At 67.5% G+C, this 14,834-nt stretch carries 14 protein-coding genes; 12 read left to right on the top strand and 2 right to left on the bottom strand.

Features of this window, described 5'->3' with window-relative positions:
• Nucleotides 1-152: 152 nt before the first annotated feature.
• Nucleotides 153-1,754 carry an ABC transporter substrate-binding protein gene (locus tag AC1RMY_RS04220; protein ID WP_492863555.1) on the bottom strand — a complete coding sequence of 534 codons (1,602 nt, stop codon included), beginning with the start codon at nt 1,752-1,754 and terminating at the stop codon, nt 153-155.
• A 253-nt stretch (nt 1,755-2,007) separates the two neighbouring features.
• Between AC1RMY_RS04220 and AC1RMY_RS04215 the strand changes: the two genes are divergently transcribed.
• Together AC1RMY_RS04215 and AC1RMY_RS04210 are read left to right on the top strand one after the other, a co-directional pair.
• Nucleotides 2,008-2,727, top strand: coding sequence for a GntR family transcriptional regulator (locus AC1RMY_RS04215; protein ID WP_492862695.1), 720 nt, complete (start codon nt 2,008-2,010; stop codon nt 2,725-2,727).
• A 14-nt stretch (nt 2,728-2,741) separates the two neighbouring features.
• The gene (locus AC1RMY_RS04210) at nt 2,742-3,422 is read left to right on the top strand and encodes a flavin reductase family protein (protein ID WP_492863554.1); all 681 of its coding nucleotides are present in this window, start codon (nt 2,742-2,744) and stop codon (nt 3,420-3,422) included.
• Nucleotides 3,423-3,426: 4 nt separating this feature from the next.
• Here AC1RMY_RS04210 and AC1RMY_RS04205 read toward each other — a convergent pair whose 3' ends face one another.
• Nucleotides 3,427-4,119: a GntR family transcriptional regulator gene (locus AC1RMY_RS04205; protein ID WP_492862694.1), complete on the bottom strand. Its 693-nt coding sequence runs from the start codon at nt 4,117-4,119 to the stop codon at nt 3,427-3,429.
• Nucleotides 4,120-4,336: 217 nt separating this feature from the next.
• Between AC1RMY_RS04205 and AC1RMY_RS04200 the strand changes: the two genes are divergently transcribed.
• The 10 genes from AC1RMY_RS04200 to ggt all read left to right on the top strand — a co-directional run bounded on the left by AC1RMY_RS04200 (nt 4,337) and on the right by ggt (nt 14,819).
• The gene (locus tag AC1RMY_RS04200) at nt 4,337-5,881 is read left to right on the top strand and encodes an ABC transporter substrate-binding protein (protein WP_492862693.1); all 1,545 of its coding nucleotides are present in this window, start codon (nt 4,337-4,339) and stop codon (nt 5,879-5,881) included.
• Nucleotides 5,878-6,834, top strand: coding sequence for an ABC transporter permease (locus tag AC1RMY_RS04195; RefSeq protein WP_492862692.1), 957 nt, complete (start codon nt 5,878-5,880; stop codon nt 6,832-6,834). The genes AC1RMY_RS04200 and AC1RMY_RS04195 overlap by 4 nt, the downstream gene beginning before the upstream one ends.
• Nucleotides 6,831-7,634 (top strand): ABC transporter permease, encoded by an 804-nt coding sequence (locus AC1RMY_RS04190; protein WP_492862691.1) that lies wholly within the window; start codon nt 6,831-6,833, stop codon nt 7,632-7,634. The genes AC1RMY_RS04195 and AC1RMY_RS04190 overlap by 4 nt, the downstream gene beginning before the upstream one ends.
• 35 nt (nt 7,635-7,669) lie before the next feature.
• Entirely contained in the window at nt 7,670-8,497 is an 828-nt protein-coding gene (locus tag AC1RMY_RS04185) for a creatininase family protein (protein WP_492862690.1), read from the top strand.
• 74 nt (nt 8,498-8,571) lie between these two features.
• Nucleotides 8,572-9,630, top strand: a complete 1,059-nt coding sequence (locus tag AC1RMY_RS04180; RefSeq protein ID WP_492862689.1) for an extracellular solute-binding protein — start codon at nt 8,572-8,574, stop codon at nt 9,628-9,630.
• A gap of 75 nt (nt 9,631-9,705) precedes the next feature.
• Nucleotides 9,706-10,815 (top strand): ABC transporter ATP-binding protein, encoded by a 1,110-nt coding sequence (locus AC1RMY_RS04175; RefSeq protein ID WP_492862688.1) that lies wholly within the window; start codon nt 9,706-9,708, stop codon nt 10,813-10,815.
• Nucleotides 10,812-11,654: an ABC transporter permease gene (locus AC1RMY_RS04170; RefSeq protein WP_492862687.1), complete on the top strand. Its 843-nt coding sequence runs from the start codon at nt 10,812-10,814 to the stop codon at nt 11,652-11,654. The genes AC1RMY_RS04175 and AC1RMY_RS04170 overlap by 4 nt, the downstream gene beginning before the upstream one ends.
• The gene (locus tag AC1RMY_RS04165; protein ID WP_492862686.1) at nt 11,651-12,439 is read left to right on the top strand and encodes an ABC transporter permease; all 789 of its coding nucleotides are present in this window, start codon (nt 11,651-11,653) and stop codon (nt 12,437-12,439) included. The genes AC1RMY_RS04170 and AC1RMY_RS04165 overlap by 4 nt, the downstream gene beginning before the upstream one ends.
• 10 nt (nt 12,440-12,449) lie before the next feature.
• A complete protein-coding gene (locus AC1RMY_RS04160; RefSeq protein ID WP_492862685.1) occupies nt 12,450-13,130 on the top strand; it encodes an RraA family protein in 681 nt (226 codons plus the stop codon).
• A gap of 12 nt (nt 13,131-13,142) precedes the next feature.
• Nucleotides 13,143-14,819 (top strand): gamma-glutamyltransferase, encoded by a 1,677-nt coding sequence (gene ggt / locus AC1RMY_RS04155; RefSeq protein WP_492862684.1) that lies wholly within the window; start codon nt 13,143-13,145, stop codon nt 14,817-14,819.
• Nucleotides 14,820-14,834 lie beyond the last annotated feature (15 nt).

Below are 14,834 nucleotides of genomic sequence, written 5' to 3'. Positions count from 1 at the left end.
TCAGGCTCGGCTCTCCGCAGCGTCATCCCGGGCAACCGAAGGGAGACCCGGGATCCATGCCGGAACCGTTCAGGCATGGATCCCGGATCGACGCTTCGCTTCGTCCGGGATGACGGACGCGTGAGACGAAGGCCCAGGAGAACCGGAACCCGTCACTTCATCGTCGTCAGCCACAGGCGCGGCTTGTTGTCCGAGGCCTGCACGGTGTTCGCGACCGTCGAGCGCATCGCCCAGGCCATCGGCTGCTGATGCAGCGGCACGAACAGGTGCTCGGCTTTGGCGATCTTCAGCGCCTCCTTCATCATCGCGATGCGCTTGGGCGTATCGAGTTCAACCCCGGCCTTGTCGATCAGCGCGTCGATGCGCGGATCGCCCCAATTGCCCCAGTTGAACACGCCGCCCGTGCCGCTCTTGGAGCGCAGGACCTGCACCAGCAACGAATAGGCGTCGATCATCGGCTCATTGGCCCAGCCGAAGGAGATGACGTCGAAATCGCCCTTCACCCGCTTGGGTGCCTGCTGGCTGCGCGGCGCGAGACTCAGATTGGGCTTCAGCCCGGCGCGCGACCACATCGAGGCGACCGCCTGGCAGAACTCCTCTTCGTTCACGAGGCTGTCGCTCTGGCAGTTGAACTGGAAGGAGAAGCCGTTCGGATAGCCGGCCGCCGCGAGCAGCTTCTTGGCGCCGTCGAGATCGAAGGGCAGACGCACGTCCTGCGAGGGCTCATAGCCGGGAATAGCCGGCGCGACGAGCGCGCCTGTGTTCCGTGACAGGCCGCGCATCGCCCGCTTCTGCACGGCGTCGATGTCGATCGCGCGATAGAGCGCCTCGCGGACGCGGATGTCCTTGAGCGGGTTCTTGTCCTTCACATCGCTCTCGAACAGCGTGTCCCTGAGGTTGAAGGCGAAGAAGACCGAGCGCAGCTCGTTGGTCTGCAGAACCTTGACCTCGGGCGAGGCCGAAAGCCGGGGCAGATCCTGCAAGGGCGCGACATTGGTGAAATCGATCTCGCCGGAGAGCAGGGCCGCGACACGGGTCGAGGCGGAGGTGATCGGCGTGAACTCGATCCGGTCGATATTGTGCTGCGGCTTGTCCCACCAGGCCGCGTTCTTGACATAGACGGTCTTGGAATCGGCGCGGCGGCTTTCGACCGAGAACGGCCCTGTGCCGTTGGCGTTGTCGGTGGCGTAGCCTTTCACGCCCTTGCCGGAGTCGGTCGGCAGCAGGCTGTTGTTCGCCTCCATCCACTCCTTGTCGAAGATGAAGATGTTGGTCAGGTCGTTGAGCAGCAGCGGATAAGGTCCGTTGACCTCGATCTCGACGGTGAAGTCGTCGATCTTCTTGGAGGATTTGTAGGCCGGCAAATTGCCCTTGAGCGGCGAGGTGTCGTGCGTCACGCGCTCCAGCGAGGCGATGACGTCGTCTGCGGTGAACGGGTTGCCATTGTGGAACTTGACGCCCTGACGCAGCTTGAAGCGCCAGACCGTCGGCGACACCGTCTCCCAGCTCTCGGCCAGCGCCGGCTCGATCTTGAGATCGCCGGTATAGCGCACCAGCCCTTCATAGACGTGGTTGAGCACCGAGAGCGTGAAGGTCTCACCGAAGGAATAGGGATCGAGCGAGGCGATCTCGCGCGCAGCGCCCCATTTCAGCGTCTTCGCTTCGGCCGCGCCGTTCAACGCGAACGCGGCAGCCGCCGCAAGCAGCCAGTTCGTCCTCGTCAGACGGTTCTTGCGTGTCAGGCCCGGCTTCATCGTCACTCTCTCCCCTGCGAGACCGGAGGCAGCATCAGTGGCGCCTGCGCGGATTGCCTTCGTGGCTGCTGCATTTTCGACCGTTCTGGCGATTCTTGCGGCAGTCGGTGTGCGATTGATAATCATTCTTGCATGCGATTGAATGAGCGTATTGTATACGATAATTGAAGACAAGCGGAAAACTGGAGCGGAGCCGAATCCCGTGACATGGAGTGAGCCCCAAAGGGCTGAACCAGAGAAAAGACGGGCCAAGATGTCGGCGAAAATGTCGGAGAGCCGCCAACCGGGGCAGCGCGCGCAATCGGTCTACAAGGCCCTGCGCCGCGCCATCATCGAGCAGGCGCTGAAGCCCGGCATGAAGCTGCCTGAGGATTCGATCGGCGAGCAGCTCGGCGTCAGCCGCACGCTGGTGCGCGAGGCCTTCGGCCGCTTGGCGGTCGAGGGCCTGGTCGAGCTCAAGCCCAATCGCGGCGCTTCCGTCGCCTATCCGACCCTGGAGGAGGCGCGCGACGTCTTCGATGTCCGCCGCGGCCTCGAACGCATGGTGGCAGAGACGCTGGCCGGCAATCTGACCCCGGCGCAGGCGGCCGAACTAGAGACCCATGTCGGGCTCGAAGAAAAGGCGCATGGCCGCGACGGGCCGGAATCGATCCGGCTGGCCGGCGAGTTCCACATCAAGCTCGCCGAGATGACCGGCAATGCGCTCCTGCTGCGCTATGTCCAGGAGGTCTCGTCGCGCTGCTCGCTGATCCTCGCGATCTATGGCCGGCCGCATTCCTCCGAATGCGCCGTCTCCGAGCACCGGCAACTGATCGAGGCGCTGCGCGCCGGCGACGCCGCTCATGCAGCCCATCTGATGGACCATCATCTCCAGGCCGTAGTGACGCGGGCCCTGCTGACGCCGCGCGGCGAGCGCGACATCCGCGAGGTGCTGGCCCCCTATGCCCTCAGCGAAGGATTGACGCCCCCGTGACCGACGCGCCGACCATGACAGCCCCGGCGGGCGACACGGCGAAGGCCGTGACCTTCGACTTCGCCAGCCTCACCCCGCGCGAGCGCTACAAGCTCCTGATCGGCGCGGTCGTGCCGCGCCCGATCGCGCTGGTGACGACGGTCGACGCCAGAGGCATCGTCAACGCCGCCCCGTTCAGCTTCTTCAACTGCCTCTCCGCCGACCCGGCGATCCTCGCGCTCGGCGTCGAATACCGCCCGACCGGCGCGCAGAAGGACACCGGCCGCAATGTCCGGGAAACGCTGTCCTTCACCGTCAACATCGTCTCGGATGCGCTGATCGAAGGCATGAACATCTGCGCGACGCCGTTCGAGCCGGGGACGGACGAGCTGGCTGCCGCCGGCCTCATCGCCATGCCTGGCGTCAAGGTGCCCTGCCCCTGGATCGGCCAGGCGCCGGCCGCCTTCGAATGCCGCCACCATACGACGCTCGGCATCGGCAATTCGCGCGAGATCATCCTCGGCGAGGTCGTCTACGCGCATTTCAGGGCCGATACAGTCGATGCCGGCAATCTCCATGTCGATCCGGCAGCGCTCGATGCGATCGGCCGCATGGGCGGCCATGGCTACGTGACAACGCGCGACTATTTCGACCTGCCGACGATGTCGGTCGCGACCTTCGCGGCCGATCCCGCAGCCGCCAACCGGCGGCGCTGACCGATCACGCCCCTTCGTCGGCCCCGCCGGTCAGCACATAGCCAGGGAGCCGCGAGATGACGCCCGTGACAGGGCGCAGATGCTCGTCGAGCACGGCGCGCGCGCGGACTTCGTCATGGGCGCGCAAGGCGGCGATGAAATCGCGGTGCTCGCGCCGGATGCGCTCGATCCGGCCGGGATCGGCCGCGAGCGCGCGCATCGCCACGCGCTGCTGTCGCGCACCCAGCGACTGATACAGTTCCGACAACACCTCGTTGCCGAGGGCCTGCACCATCGCGAAATGGAACTCGCGATTGAGTTCGACCCGGGCGAAATGGTCGCTGCCGGCGATCTCGTCGAGCCGGTCGAGGATCGCCTCCATGCTCGCCGGCAATTCGATCTTCTCGCGGCAGATCCGCGCGATCGCATAGCCCTCGATCATGCGGCGGGTTTCGTAGAGGTCTGCGAGCTCCTGCGCCGTAACCTGCCGCACGAGCGCGCCCCGGCGTGGCAGGAGATCAATGAAGCGTTCCGCCTCGAGGCGGTGGAAGGCCTCCCGCACCGGCGTGCGCGAGACGCCCATCGCCGACGAGATCTCCTCCTCCTCGATGAAGGAGCCGCCTGCGAAGACGCCACGCAGGATCTGCTCGCGGACATAGGCGTAGACGCGCTCGCGCGCCGGCCGCCCCTCTGCTTCCTGCGCCGGCAACGGCGTCATGACATTCACCGCCTGCGACCTCCACATGAGTGTTTCGGTCCGAGCTTAAGCCGTTCCGGCGCCGACATCAAAAATCCATCACGTATACGCGACGCATGACAAGCATGCGCCAGAGGACTGGCACACGGACGCGAATGGCGCTCTTCTTGCCAGAACGGGGACGCCGGACAGACGCATCAAGCGCATCGGCGACACGACGACAGCGAGGAGAAAACCCATGACGGACTCACGCCTGATTTCACGCCGCGCTGTGCTCGGGGCCGGCATGGCCGCCTCCGTCGCGGGCCTGCCGATCCTCTCCAGCCCTGCCCGCGCCCAGCGCGCTGCCGGCATCCTGCGCTACGGGCTCTCCGCCTTCCCGCCGAACCTTCAGCCCTGGGTTTCGACCGGCGCCTCCGCTGGTACGGTCAAGATGCTGATCCATCGCAGCCTGGTCTCCTACGGCCCGGACGGCAATCTGCGCGGCGAACTCGCGACCTCCTGGTCGCTCGACGGCGACGGCGCCTGGGTCTTCAAGCTGCGGCCCGGCTGCTTCTTCCATAATGGCGACCCGGTCACCGCCGAGGACGTGAAATGGTCGATCGAGCAGATCGCCAGCGAGAAATCGACCGCCTATATGCGTTCGCAGTTCCAGAGCGTGGAGCGCGTCGATATCCCCGACCCGGCCACGATCCGGCTGGTGACGAAGACGCCGCAGGCGACGCTGCCGAGCTGGTTCGGCAACTACAACACCTTCATCCTGTCGCGGAAATCGACGACTGCCGAGCCGATCGGCGCTGGCCCCTTCCGCCTCGTCGGCCAGGAGCGCGGCTCTTCGGTCGAGATCGCGGCGTTCGACAAGTTCTACAAGCCCGGCATTCCCAAGCTGAAAGGCATCAAGTTCGTCGTCTATGCCGACGAGAACCTGCGCTATGCGGCGCTGCAGTCCGGCGACGTCGACATGATCGAATACGTCCCCTGGCAGTCGATGGCCGCGGTCGAAGCCGATCCGAGACTCAAGCTGCTGAGCCAGGAGGGGCCGTTCATGGACGTGCTCTTCAACGGCACGAAGCCGCCCTTCAACGACCCGCGCGTGCGCCGTGCCGTCGCCCATGCCGTACGCCGCGAGGATATCGTCAAGGTCGCCTTCTTCGGCCGCGGCAAGCCGCTCGAAGGCCTACCGATCGTCGAGGGCACGCCCTGGTGGGACAAGGAGCTCGCCCATGGCTGGAACTACGATCCGGCCCGCGCCAAGGCGCTGCTGACCGAAGCCGGCTTCGGCAGCGGCTTCCAGACCACGCTGCTCGCCACCGCGCAGTTCGGCATGCACAAGGACACCGCCGAGATCGTCCAGCAGCACCTCGCCGCCATCGGCATCCAGTGCGAGCTGCAGCTTCCCGACTGGTCGACGCGCGTCTCGCGCGGCTCGCGCGGACAGTACGACATGGCGATCCACGGCGTCTCCTCCGACAACAACGACCCGGACGGGCTGACGGTGGTGCTCGACACCACGCTCTCGCCCAGCCATGGCCGCTCCTTCAAGGTCGACGCGCCCCGGACGATCGCGGCGCTGGCCAGGGGCCGCGCCGAATTCGACCAGGCCAAGCGGGTCGAGATCTACAAGGAGATGCAGCGCGCCGCCCTCGAGGAGGTGCCGCTGGTCGGTCTGGCCTGGCGCAGCCAAGGCTACGGCATGGATAAGGGCGTGATGGGCTTCACCAACCTGCCCGGCGCGCTCTCGAACTCCTCGGGCAACATGCTCGAAGAGACCTATTTCGGATGAGCGCCGCCTGGCTCGCGCGCAAGCTGGCGACGGTCATCGGCCTCGCCTGGCTCGTCGCCACGATCGTCTTCCTGGCGCTGCACATGGTGCCGGGCGACCCGGCCGAGCTTCTGCTCTCGACCGGCGGCGTCTCGCCCGACCCCGCATCGGTGGCGGAGCTGCGCGAGAAGCTCGGCCTCAACCGGCCGATCCTCGCTCAATACGCCACCTTCATCGGCAACCTCCTGCGCGGCGACCTCGGCACGTCGCTGGTCGACGACTATCCCGTGCTCAGCGAGATCGCACTGCGCCTGCCGCGCACGCTGGAGCTGATCGCGGCCGGGACGCTCATCGCCGTCCTCGTCGGCGTGCCGGCCGGCGTCTATGCCGCGCTCGATCGCGGCGGCCGGTTCGACCGTTTCGCCTCGGGCGTCACGGCTCTGCTGCTGGCCGTGCCGGTCTTCGTCGTCGGCACATTGCTGGTCCTGCTCTTCGCCCAGACCTTGCGGATCATGCCGGCTGGCGGCTTCGTCGCCTTCTCGCAGGATCCAACGCAGCATCTCAAACTCCTGACCCTGCCGGCCATCGCCATTGCCAAGGGCCTCGCCGCGGTGCTGTTCCGAATGACGCGCGCCGCGATGCTGGATGCGCTCGCCAACGACTATGTCCGCACCGCCCGCGCCAAGGGACTGTCGCCCAACCGCGTGATCTTCGTCCATGTCCTGCGCAACGCGCTGAACCCGGTCGTCACCGTGCTCGGCCTGCATATGGGCACGCTGCTCGGCGGCACGGTGCTGGTCGAATACGTCTTCAACTGGCCGGGCATGTCGACGCCGCTGCTGCGCGCCGTCGAGGGCCGCGACTATCCGATGGTGGTCGGCATCGTCCTGACGATCTCGGTGCTGTTCCTGCTGATCAATCTCCTGGTCGAGATCATCCACGCGACATTAGACCCGCGGGTGGCACACGCATGAAACGGCTCTGGCTTCCCGGCGGCTTCGTCGCGCTGATCGTTCTGGCCGCGCTCTGCGCGCCGCTCTTTCCCCTGCCCGACCCGATCCGGCAGGACGTCGCCAACCGGCTCGCCGGGCCGATGGCGGGCTCCTGGCTCGGCCGCGACGAATTCGGCCGTGACGTCTTCTCGCGGCTGGTCTGGGGTGCACGGACGAGCCTCACCGTCGCCTTCGCTTCGGCGCTGACGGCAGGCCTGATCGGCGTCCTGCTCGGGCTGATCGGCGGCTGGGGAAAGGGCGCGGCTGCCTTCCTGTCGGTGCGCAGCATGGACATCGTGCTGTGCTTTCCGCCGATTCTGCTCGCATTGCTGGTCGTGACCTTGCTCGGCCCCGGCGCGGCGACGCTCATCCTCGTTCTCTCAGTGCTCTATTTGCCGGGCTTCGCCCGCGTCACCCATGCCGAGGTGCTCTCGGTGAAGGGCAGAGACTATGTCGAGGCGACGCGCGCGCTCGGCGCCCGTCCCTCCTACCTGCTGCTACGCACGGTGCTGCCCAACATCGCAGGCCCCATCCTCGTCCAGCTTTCGCTCGCGGTCGCGGCGGCGGTCGTGCTGGAGAGCGGGCTCTCCTTCCTCGGTCTCGGCGTCGTGCCGCCGGCCCCGTCCTGGGGGCTGATGATCAGGGGCGCACGCGCCACCATGGAGCAGGCCCCGCTGCTGCTGGTCTGGCCCTGCGCCGCGCTGACGCTGACCATTCTCGCCATGAACCTGCTCTGCGACGGCCTTCGCGACGCGCTCGATCCGCGCACCGCCGGCCGCTGATCTCAACGTAATCCAAACCAGCAAGGACCAAGCCCATGGCTGCCAAGACAGATCCCCTCGTCCATATGGGGACCATCACGGGCGGGGAGGCCCGCGAAATCTACAAGGAGAACCCGATCATCCTGCTGCCGATGGGCAGCCAGGAGGATCAGGGGCCGCATGCCCCGATGGGCGATTACCTGCTCGCCGAGAAGATCGCCGAGCTCGCCGCGATCCGCGCCACCAAGGCGGGCACGCGCACCGTGGTCGCCCCCGTGCTGCCCTTCGGCGGCGCCGACTGGTTCGGTCCGATGGTCGGCGGCATCGCGATCTCGCAGGCGACGCTGACCACCGTCATCGCCGAGATGATCGACTCGCTGCATCGCAACGGCCTGACCCGGATCATCGTGATCAACGGCCATGGCGGCAATGTCGGCCCGATCTCGGAGGTCGCGCGCGAACTCTACCAGCGCGAGCAGATCGTGCTGCCGAGCCTCTATCTCTGGCGCATCGGCTACGGCCTGCTGCCGGGCATCCTCGGCGGCGCGGACAAGGCGGCGGCCGTCGCCGGCCACGGCTCCGACCCGCTGACCTCGATCGGCCTGCATCTCTTCCCCGAGCTGATCCGCAAGGACCTGATCCCGGACGGCAAGCCGCTGAAGAAGGACCCGGTGCTCGACCTGCAGTTCACCGGACTCGGCCTGGCGAGCTTCGAGGGTCACGAGGTCGCGATGCCCAACGAATATGACGAGACCTACAATCTCGGCGTCGCCAAGGGCGATCCCCGCCTGTGCTCGGCAGAGACCGGCGCCGCCCTGACCGAGAAGCTGACCGACATCTGCGCCCGCTTCATCGCGCATTTCGCCAGCAAGGTCGAAGCCTGACCATGACGGCGCCGCGGCCTCCGCGGCGCCGTTTCTTCATCCGCCCGCGAACGCGCCAATGACAGGAGGTCCCCATGCCGACACGCCGCCTCATTCTCCAGACGGGTCTCGCCACCATCGCCATGCCGGCGGTGCTGCGGGCGCAAAGCCTGAGCGGGCAGATCACGCTGATGTCCTATGCCGGCATCTTCCAGGACAACTACACCAAGGCGGTGATCGAGCCCTTCCTGGCCGCCAATCCCGGCGTCAAGGTCAACTACGCACCGGGTGGCACCTCGGCGCAGATGGTCGGCTCGGTTCGCGCCCAGAAGGCCGACCCGCAGATCGACGTCGTCATCATGGACGTCACCACCTCCAGCATCGGCAACATCGAGGGCCTGTTCGAAAAGCTGACGCCGGCGGAGTTCCCGGTTCTGGACGAACTGGCTCCGGAAGCCCGCGCGGCCGGCGGCGAGTTCGGCCCGGCCGTGACGTTCGACCATCTCGTGCTGGTCTACGACACCCAGAACCTCACGCCGCCGCTCGCCAAGCTCGCCGATCTCTGGCGGCCGGACCTCAAGGGCCAGATCGCGCTCTCGGCCCCGCCGAACATCCAGGGCCTGGCGCTGACCGCCATGGTCGAGAAGATGGAGGGCGGCGATCACCGCAAGTCGATCGATGCGGCGATGAAGCGGCTCAAGGAGCTCGCCCCCTCGGTCAACACCTTCGAGCCCAATCCGGACGGCTACTCGCTGATCCTCAACGGCGTGGTGAAGGTCGCGACCGGCTGGAACGCCCGCTCGCAACTCTATGGCGACCAGTCGGGGGGCAAGATCGGGACGTTGCTGCCGCCCGAGGGCTCTGTCTTCCAGATCAACACGATCAACCTGACCGCGGGCTCGAAGAACCGTGCGGCCGCCGCTGCCTTCGTCAGGCACGCGCTCTCGCAATCCGCACAGAAGGCCTTCACCGAGCGGATGTTCTACGCGCCGACCAACGCCCAGGCGCAGATCGACCCGAAGGCCGTGGCGCGCACGGCGGCGGCGCCCGAAAGCCGCGCCAACATGATCCCGGTCGACTGGAACGACATCCTCAAGGTCCGCGACCAGTGGAACAACAGGTGGCGCCGCGAAGTCATCTCGGCCGCGCGGTGAGTCGCGGGCGCAGCGTCATGCTCGCCCTTGCGGCGAGCATCCACGCCTTGAACACCGCACTCGACGAAGGAAGACGTGGATGGTCGGGACAAGCCCGACCATGACGGCACAGCCCGGAACATCTCGGACATGAGCTATCTCGAACTGACCAGCCTGCAGAAGCGCTATGGCAGCGCCGTCGCGGTCGACGATGTCTCGCTGTCGGTCGCGAAGGGCGAGTCCGTCGCTCTGCTCGGCCCCTCCGGCTGCGGCAAGACGACGACGCTGCGTATGCTCGCCGGGCTGATCGACCCCGATCGCGGCACGATCCGCGTCGACGGCAGCGAGATCACCAAGCTGCCCGCGCATAAGCGCAATATGGGCTATGTCTTCCAGTCCTACGCGCTGTTCCCGCATCTGACGGTCGCTCGCAATGTCGCCTTCGGGCTCGAGGAACGCGGCGTCGGCAAGGCCGAGATTGCGAGGCAGGTCGAGGAAGGCCTGGCGCTGGTGCGCCTCGCCGGTCTCGGCGGCCGGCGTCCGCGCGAACTCTCCGGCGGCCAGCAGCAGCGCGTCGCGCTGGCGCGTGCGCTGGTGATCCACCCTTCCGTGCTGCTGCTCGACGAATCCCTCTCCAATCTCGACGCCAAGCTGCGCGACACGATGCGCCACGAGATCCGCTCGATCCAGCGCTCGCTCGGCATCACCACCCTCTTCGTGACCCATGACCAGGTCGAGGCGCTGACGATGTGCGACCGCATCGCCGTGATGAATCGCGGCCGCATCGCGCAGATCGGCACGGCGGAGGACATCTACGAACGCCCCGCCACCCGCTTCGTAGCCGAGTTCGTCGGCCGTGCGAACGCCCTGCCGGCGACGCGCGACAGCGAGGGCAGGGTCATGCTCTGGGGCACGGCCCAGCCGGTCGCAGCTCCGCCGCAGGGCGAGTTCGACCTCTTCGTGCGCCCGCAGCGCATGCGTCTCGTGCCGGTCTCGGAGCCGGCCGGCGGCTCGACCGTTCGGGTGGCAGGGCGCGTGCTGCGCAGCGTCTTCGTCGGCGACCATGTCGAGGTGCTGGTCGAAGGTCCGGGCGGACAGCTCACCGTCGAGATGCCCTCGGGCACGGCAGCCCCCGCCGAGGGGCAGGAGATTGCCGTAATCTGGCAGGCACAGGACAGCCTGCCCTTCGTGCGCGAGGCAGCATGACCGGAGCTACGCGCCTTCCGCTGCTCCTCCTCCCGGCGGCGCTCTTCGTCCTGGCCATCTATGCCTGGCCGACGCTGCTGCTGCTGCGCAACGGCTTCAACGAGGTCGGGCCGACCGGCGCGATGGTCGAGGCCTGGTCGCTTAAGACGGCGACCGAGACCTTCGCCGACGGCTTCACCTTCGAGCTGACGCTGAATTCGTTGCAGCTTTCGCTCAGCTCGACCGCCATCGCGCTCGCGCTGTCCTATCCGCTGTCGCTCTTCCTGTTCCGGACCAACTCGCGCTTTCGCGGCCTGCTCGCGGTGATCGCCATCCTGCCGATGCTGATATCCGGCGTGGTGCGCGTCTTCGGCTGGCTCGCCATCCTCGGTGATCGCGGCCTCGTCAACACGGCTCTCCAGTCGCTCGGACTGATCTCGGCGCCGCTTCGCCTCGTCTTCAACTGGACCGGCGTCACGATCGGCCTGGCCGAGAGCATCATGCCCTATATGATCCTGGCGCTGCTGGCCGGCTTCGGCCAGCTCGACCGCACGCTGGAAGAAGCCTCGCGCTCGCTCGGCGCCTCACCGCTACGCACCTTCTGGCGGGTGACCCTGCCGCTCAGCCTGCCCGCTCTGGCGCTCGCTGCCGGCCTCGGCTTCGTGCTCTCGATGTCGGCCTACATCACGCCGAAGCTCCTCGGCGGCGGGCGCGTCTTCGTGCTGGCGACCGAGATCTTCGAGCAGGCGACGACCAACACCAACTGGCCGGTGGCGGCCGTGCTGGCGATCTACACGCTCGGCCTGCTGCTCCTGCTGCTGGTCCTCTCCCACCTGCTGGCGCGGGGGCTGAGGCGATGAACGGCGCCGGCCCCGTCCTCTCCGGCATCGCCGCGCTGGTCTATGCGCTGATCCTGGCCCCGATCATCGTCGTGGTGATGCTCGCCTTCTCGGCCGACAACTTCATCCTGTTCCCGCCATCTGGCTATTCGCTGCGCTGGTTCCAGGCCCTGGCCTCGCATGCGCCGCTGCTCTCGGCGCTGTGGCTGAGCGTGCAGGTCGCCTGCGTGGTGACGCTGCTCTCGCTCGCGATCGGCGTGCCGGCGGCCCTCGCGCTGGCCAAGGGCGAGTTCCGTGGCAAGGACGCGCTGACGGGCTTCTTCCTGGCGCCGCTGCTGCTGCCGACGCTGATCACCGGCCTCGCCTTGCTGCTGTTCTTCACGCCCTTGCGGCTCACGGCGACGCTGCCGGGCCTCGTGCTCGGGCACATGACCGTGACCGTGCCCTTCGTCATCCGGATGATGACGACCGCGCTCTCCAACCTGCCTCACGACATCGAGGCCGCCGCCGCGACGCTCGGCGCGACGCCCTGGCGCGTGGTGCGGCGGGTGACGCTGCCGTTGGCGACGCCGGGGTTGATCGCCTGCGCCTGCCTGTCCTTCCTGCTGTCCTTCGACGAGACCGTGATCTCGCTCTTCATCTCCGGCCCGCGCGCCTCGACGCTACCGGTCGAGATGGTGCGCTATGTCGAGGGTCGCACCGACCCTCTGATCGCGGCCCTGTCCGTCGTCCTCATCATCGCCACGCTGATCGTCGTCGTCGCGGTCGAACGCCTTGTCGGCGTCGCCCGCGCCGTCGGCAAATAGGAGAAAACCGATGCCTGACTACCGTATCGCCCCCATGCCGGAACAGCTTCCGGCCGCCCTCGTCGAGAAACTGCAGAAGGTCGAGACCGCCACCATCGGCCACTCCCAGCATTGGGGCTTCATGGATCGCGGCATCCAGCCGCTGCTGCGCGGCAGGCGCATCGCGGCGGCCGCCGTGACGCTCGCCATCCCCGGCCAGGATTCGACGCTGCTGCACCATACGCTCGGCCTGCTGCGCCCCGGCGACATCCTCGTCGTCGACAGGCTGGGCGACGACAAACACGCTTGCTGGGGCGGCGGCGTCACCGTCGCGGCGAAGGCAGCCGGCGCGATCGGCGGCATCGTCGACGGCCCCTGCACCGACCTGCCCGAGATCGAGGACAGCGACTTCCCGATGTGGTGCCGGGGCATGTCGCCGATCACGACGCGGCTCTACAATCTCGGCGGCACGCTGAACCTGCCGATCTCCTGCGGCAATGTCCCGGTCAAGGCCGGCGACGTCATCCTCGCCGACGAATCCGGCGTGCTGGTGCTGCCACGCGACGAGGCGGAAGCCATTGCGGATGCAGCGATCGCCCGGCAGGAGCGCGGCGAGCGCAACCAGGACCGCGTCCGCAACGGCGAGAAGCTCGGCGATCTCTCGGGCGCCACCAAGATGGTGCTCGACGCCATCGCAGCGGCCAAGGGCTGAGGTCGAAGCCGCATGAACGCCATCGCTCCCGCGCCGCGGGCAACCATCTTCACCTGCGAGAAAAAGCCGGCCACCGGCTCGCGCGGCATGGTCGTGACCAACCATCCACTCGCCTCGGCCGCCGGCTCGCAGATGCTGCTCGCCGGCGGGAACGCGGTCGATGCGGCAGTGGCGTCGCTGTTCGCCCTGACGGTGGTCGAGCCGATGATGGTCGGCATCCTCGGCGGCGGCCTCAGCCACATTCGCATGGCCGACGGTCGCCATGTCGTGCTGGACGGGCTTTCCACCGCTCCGCTGCGGGCGACGCCGAACATGTATGACTGCCTCTCCGACGAGATTGGCAAGCAGCGCGACGTGCGCGACCGCGAGAATGTCGTCGGCCCGAAGGCCGTCGCGGTTCCGGGCGCGCTCGCCGGCTGGTGCGAGGCGCTGGCGCGCTTCGGCACGCTGCCCCTGGCCGATGTGCTCCAGCCCGCGATCGCGCTGGCCGAGCGCGGCTTCGTCGTAACGCCCTATCTCTCCAACTGCATCGCCGACAACGTCGCCGATCTCGCCCGCGATCCGGGCCTCGCAGCGCTTCTGCTGAAGGATGGCAGGGCCCTTCCGGAGGGCTCCCGGCTGGTTCAGGCGGACTATGCCGCGAGCCTGCGCCTGATCGCCGAGCGCGGCCCGGCCGCGCTCTATGACGGCCCGCTCGGCAAGGCGCTGACCGATTTCATGGCGGCGAATGGCGGCTTGATCGGCCAGGACGACCTCGCTGCCTACAGAATCGAGACCCGCGAGCCGATCCGGGGCAGCTATCGCGGCTACGAGATCGTCGGACCGCCGCCGCCGGCCTCCTCCGGCGTCCATATCGCGCAGATGCTGAACATCCTCGAGGGCTACGACATCGGCGCGCTCGGTTTCGGCTGTCCCGATGGCGTCCACCTTCTGGCAGAAGCGCTCAAGATCGCCTTCGCCGACCGGGCCGTCGCCACCGCCGACCCCGCCTTCGTCGTGGTTCCCGTCGCCAGACTGATCGACAAGGCCTATGCCGACGAACGCCGCGCGCTGATTTCCATGGAGGAAGCGAAATTCTGGTCGCCGGGGCTGGCGCCAGGAGAGTCGAACGACACCACTCATGTCACGGTCGCCGATGCCGACGGCAACGTCGTCACCGCGACGCAGACCATCAACGGGCTGTTCGGCGCCTGCACCCAGATCCCCGGAACGGGGATGCTGACCAACAACTACATGTTCAATTTCGATCCGCATCCCGGCCGTGCGCTCTCGATCGCGCCGGGCAAGCGCGTCTTCACCTCGATGGCGCCGATGATCGTGCTGAAGGACGGCAGGCTGTGCTTCGCGCTCGGCCTGCCCGGCGCCCTGCGCATCTTCCCTTCGGCGATGCAGGCGATCGTCAACCTGATCGACCACGGCATGAGTCTGCAGGAGGCGGTGGAGGCGCCGCGCATCTGGACCGAAGGCGGCGCGCTCGAACTGGAAGAAGCGTTTCCGGAAACCATCGCCGAAGCGCTGCGGGCACGCGGTCATCGCATTGTCCGGATGCCCCGCATCGCCGGCGGCATGAACGCGATCCGATTCAACGAGGACGGCACGCTGACCGGCGCCGCCTGCTGGCGCGCCGACGGCACCCCCGTCGCCATCTCCGGCGGCCTCGCCCGGGCCGGTGCCCGCTTCACGATCTGACTCCGATTCTTCGCC

The organism is Allobosea sp. GW822-FHT03F07 (assembly GCF_058801345.1).
The sequence above is the reverse complement of the archived record's forward strand: the minus strand, read 5'-3'. Positions and strand labels throughout refer to the sequence as shown.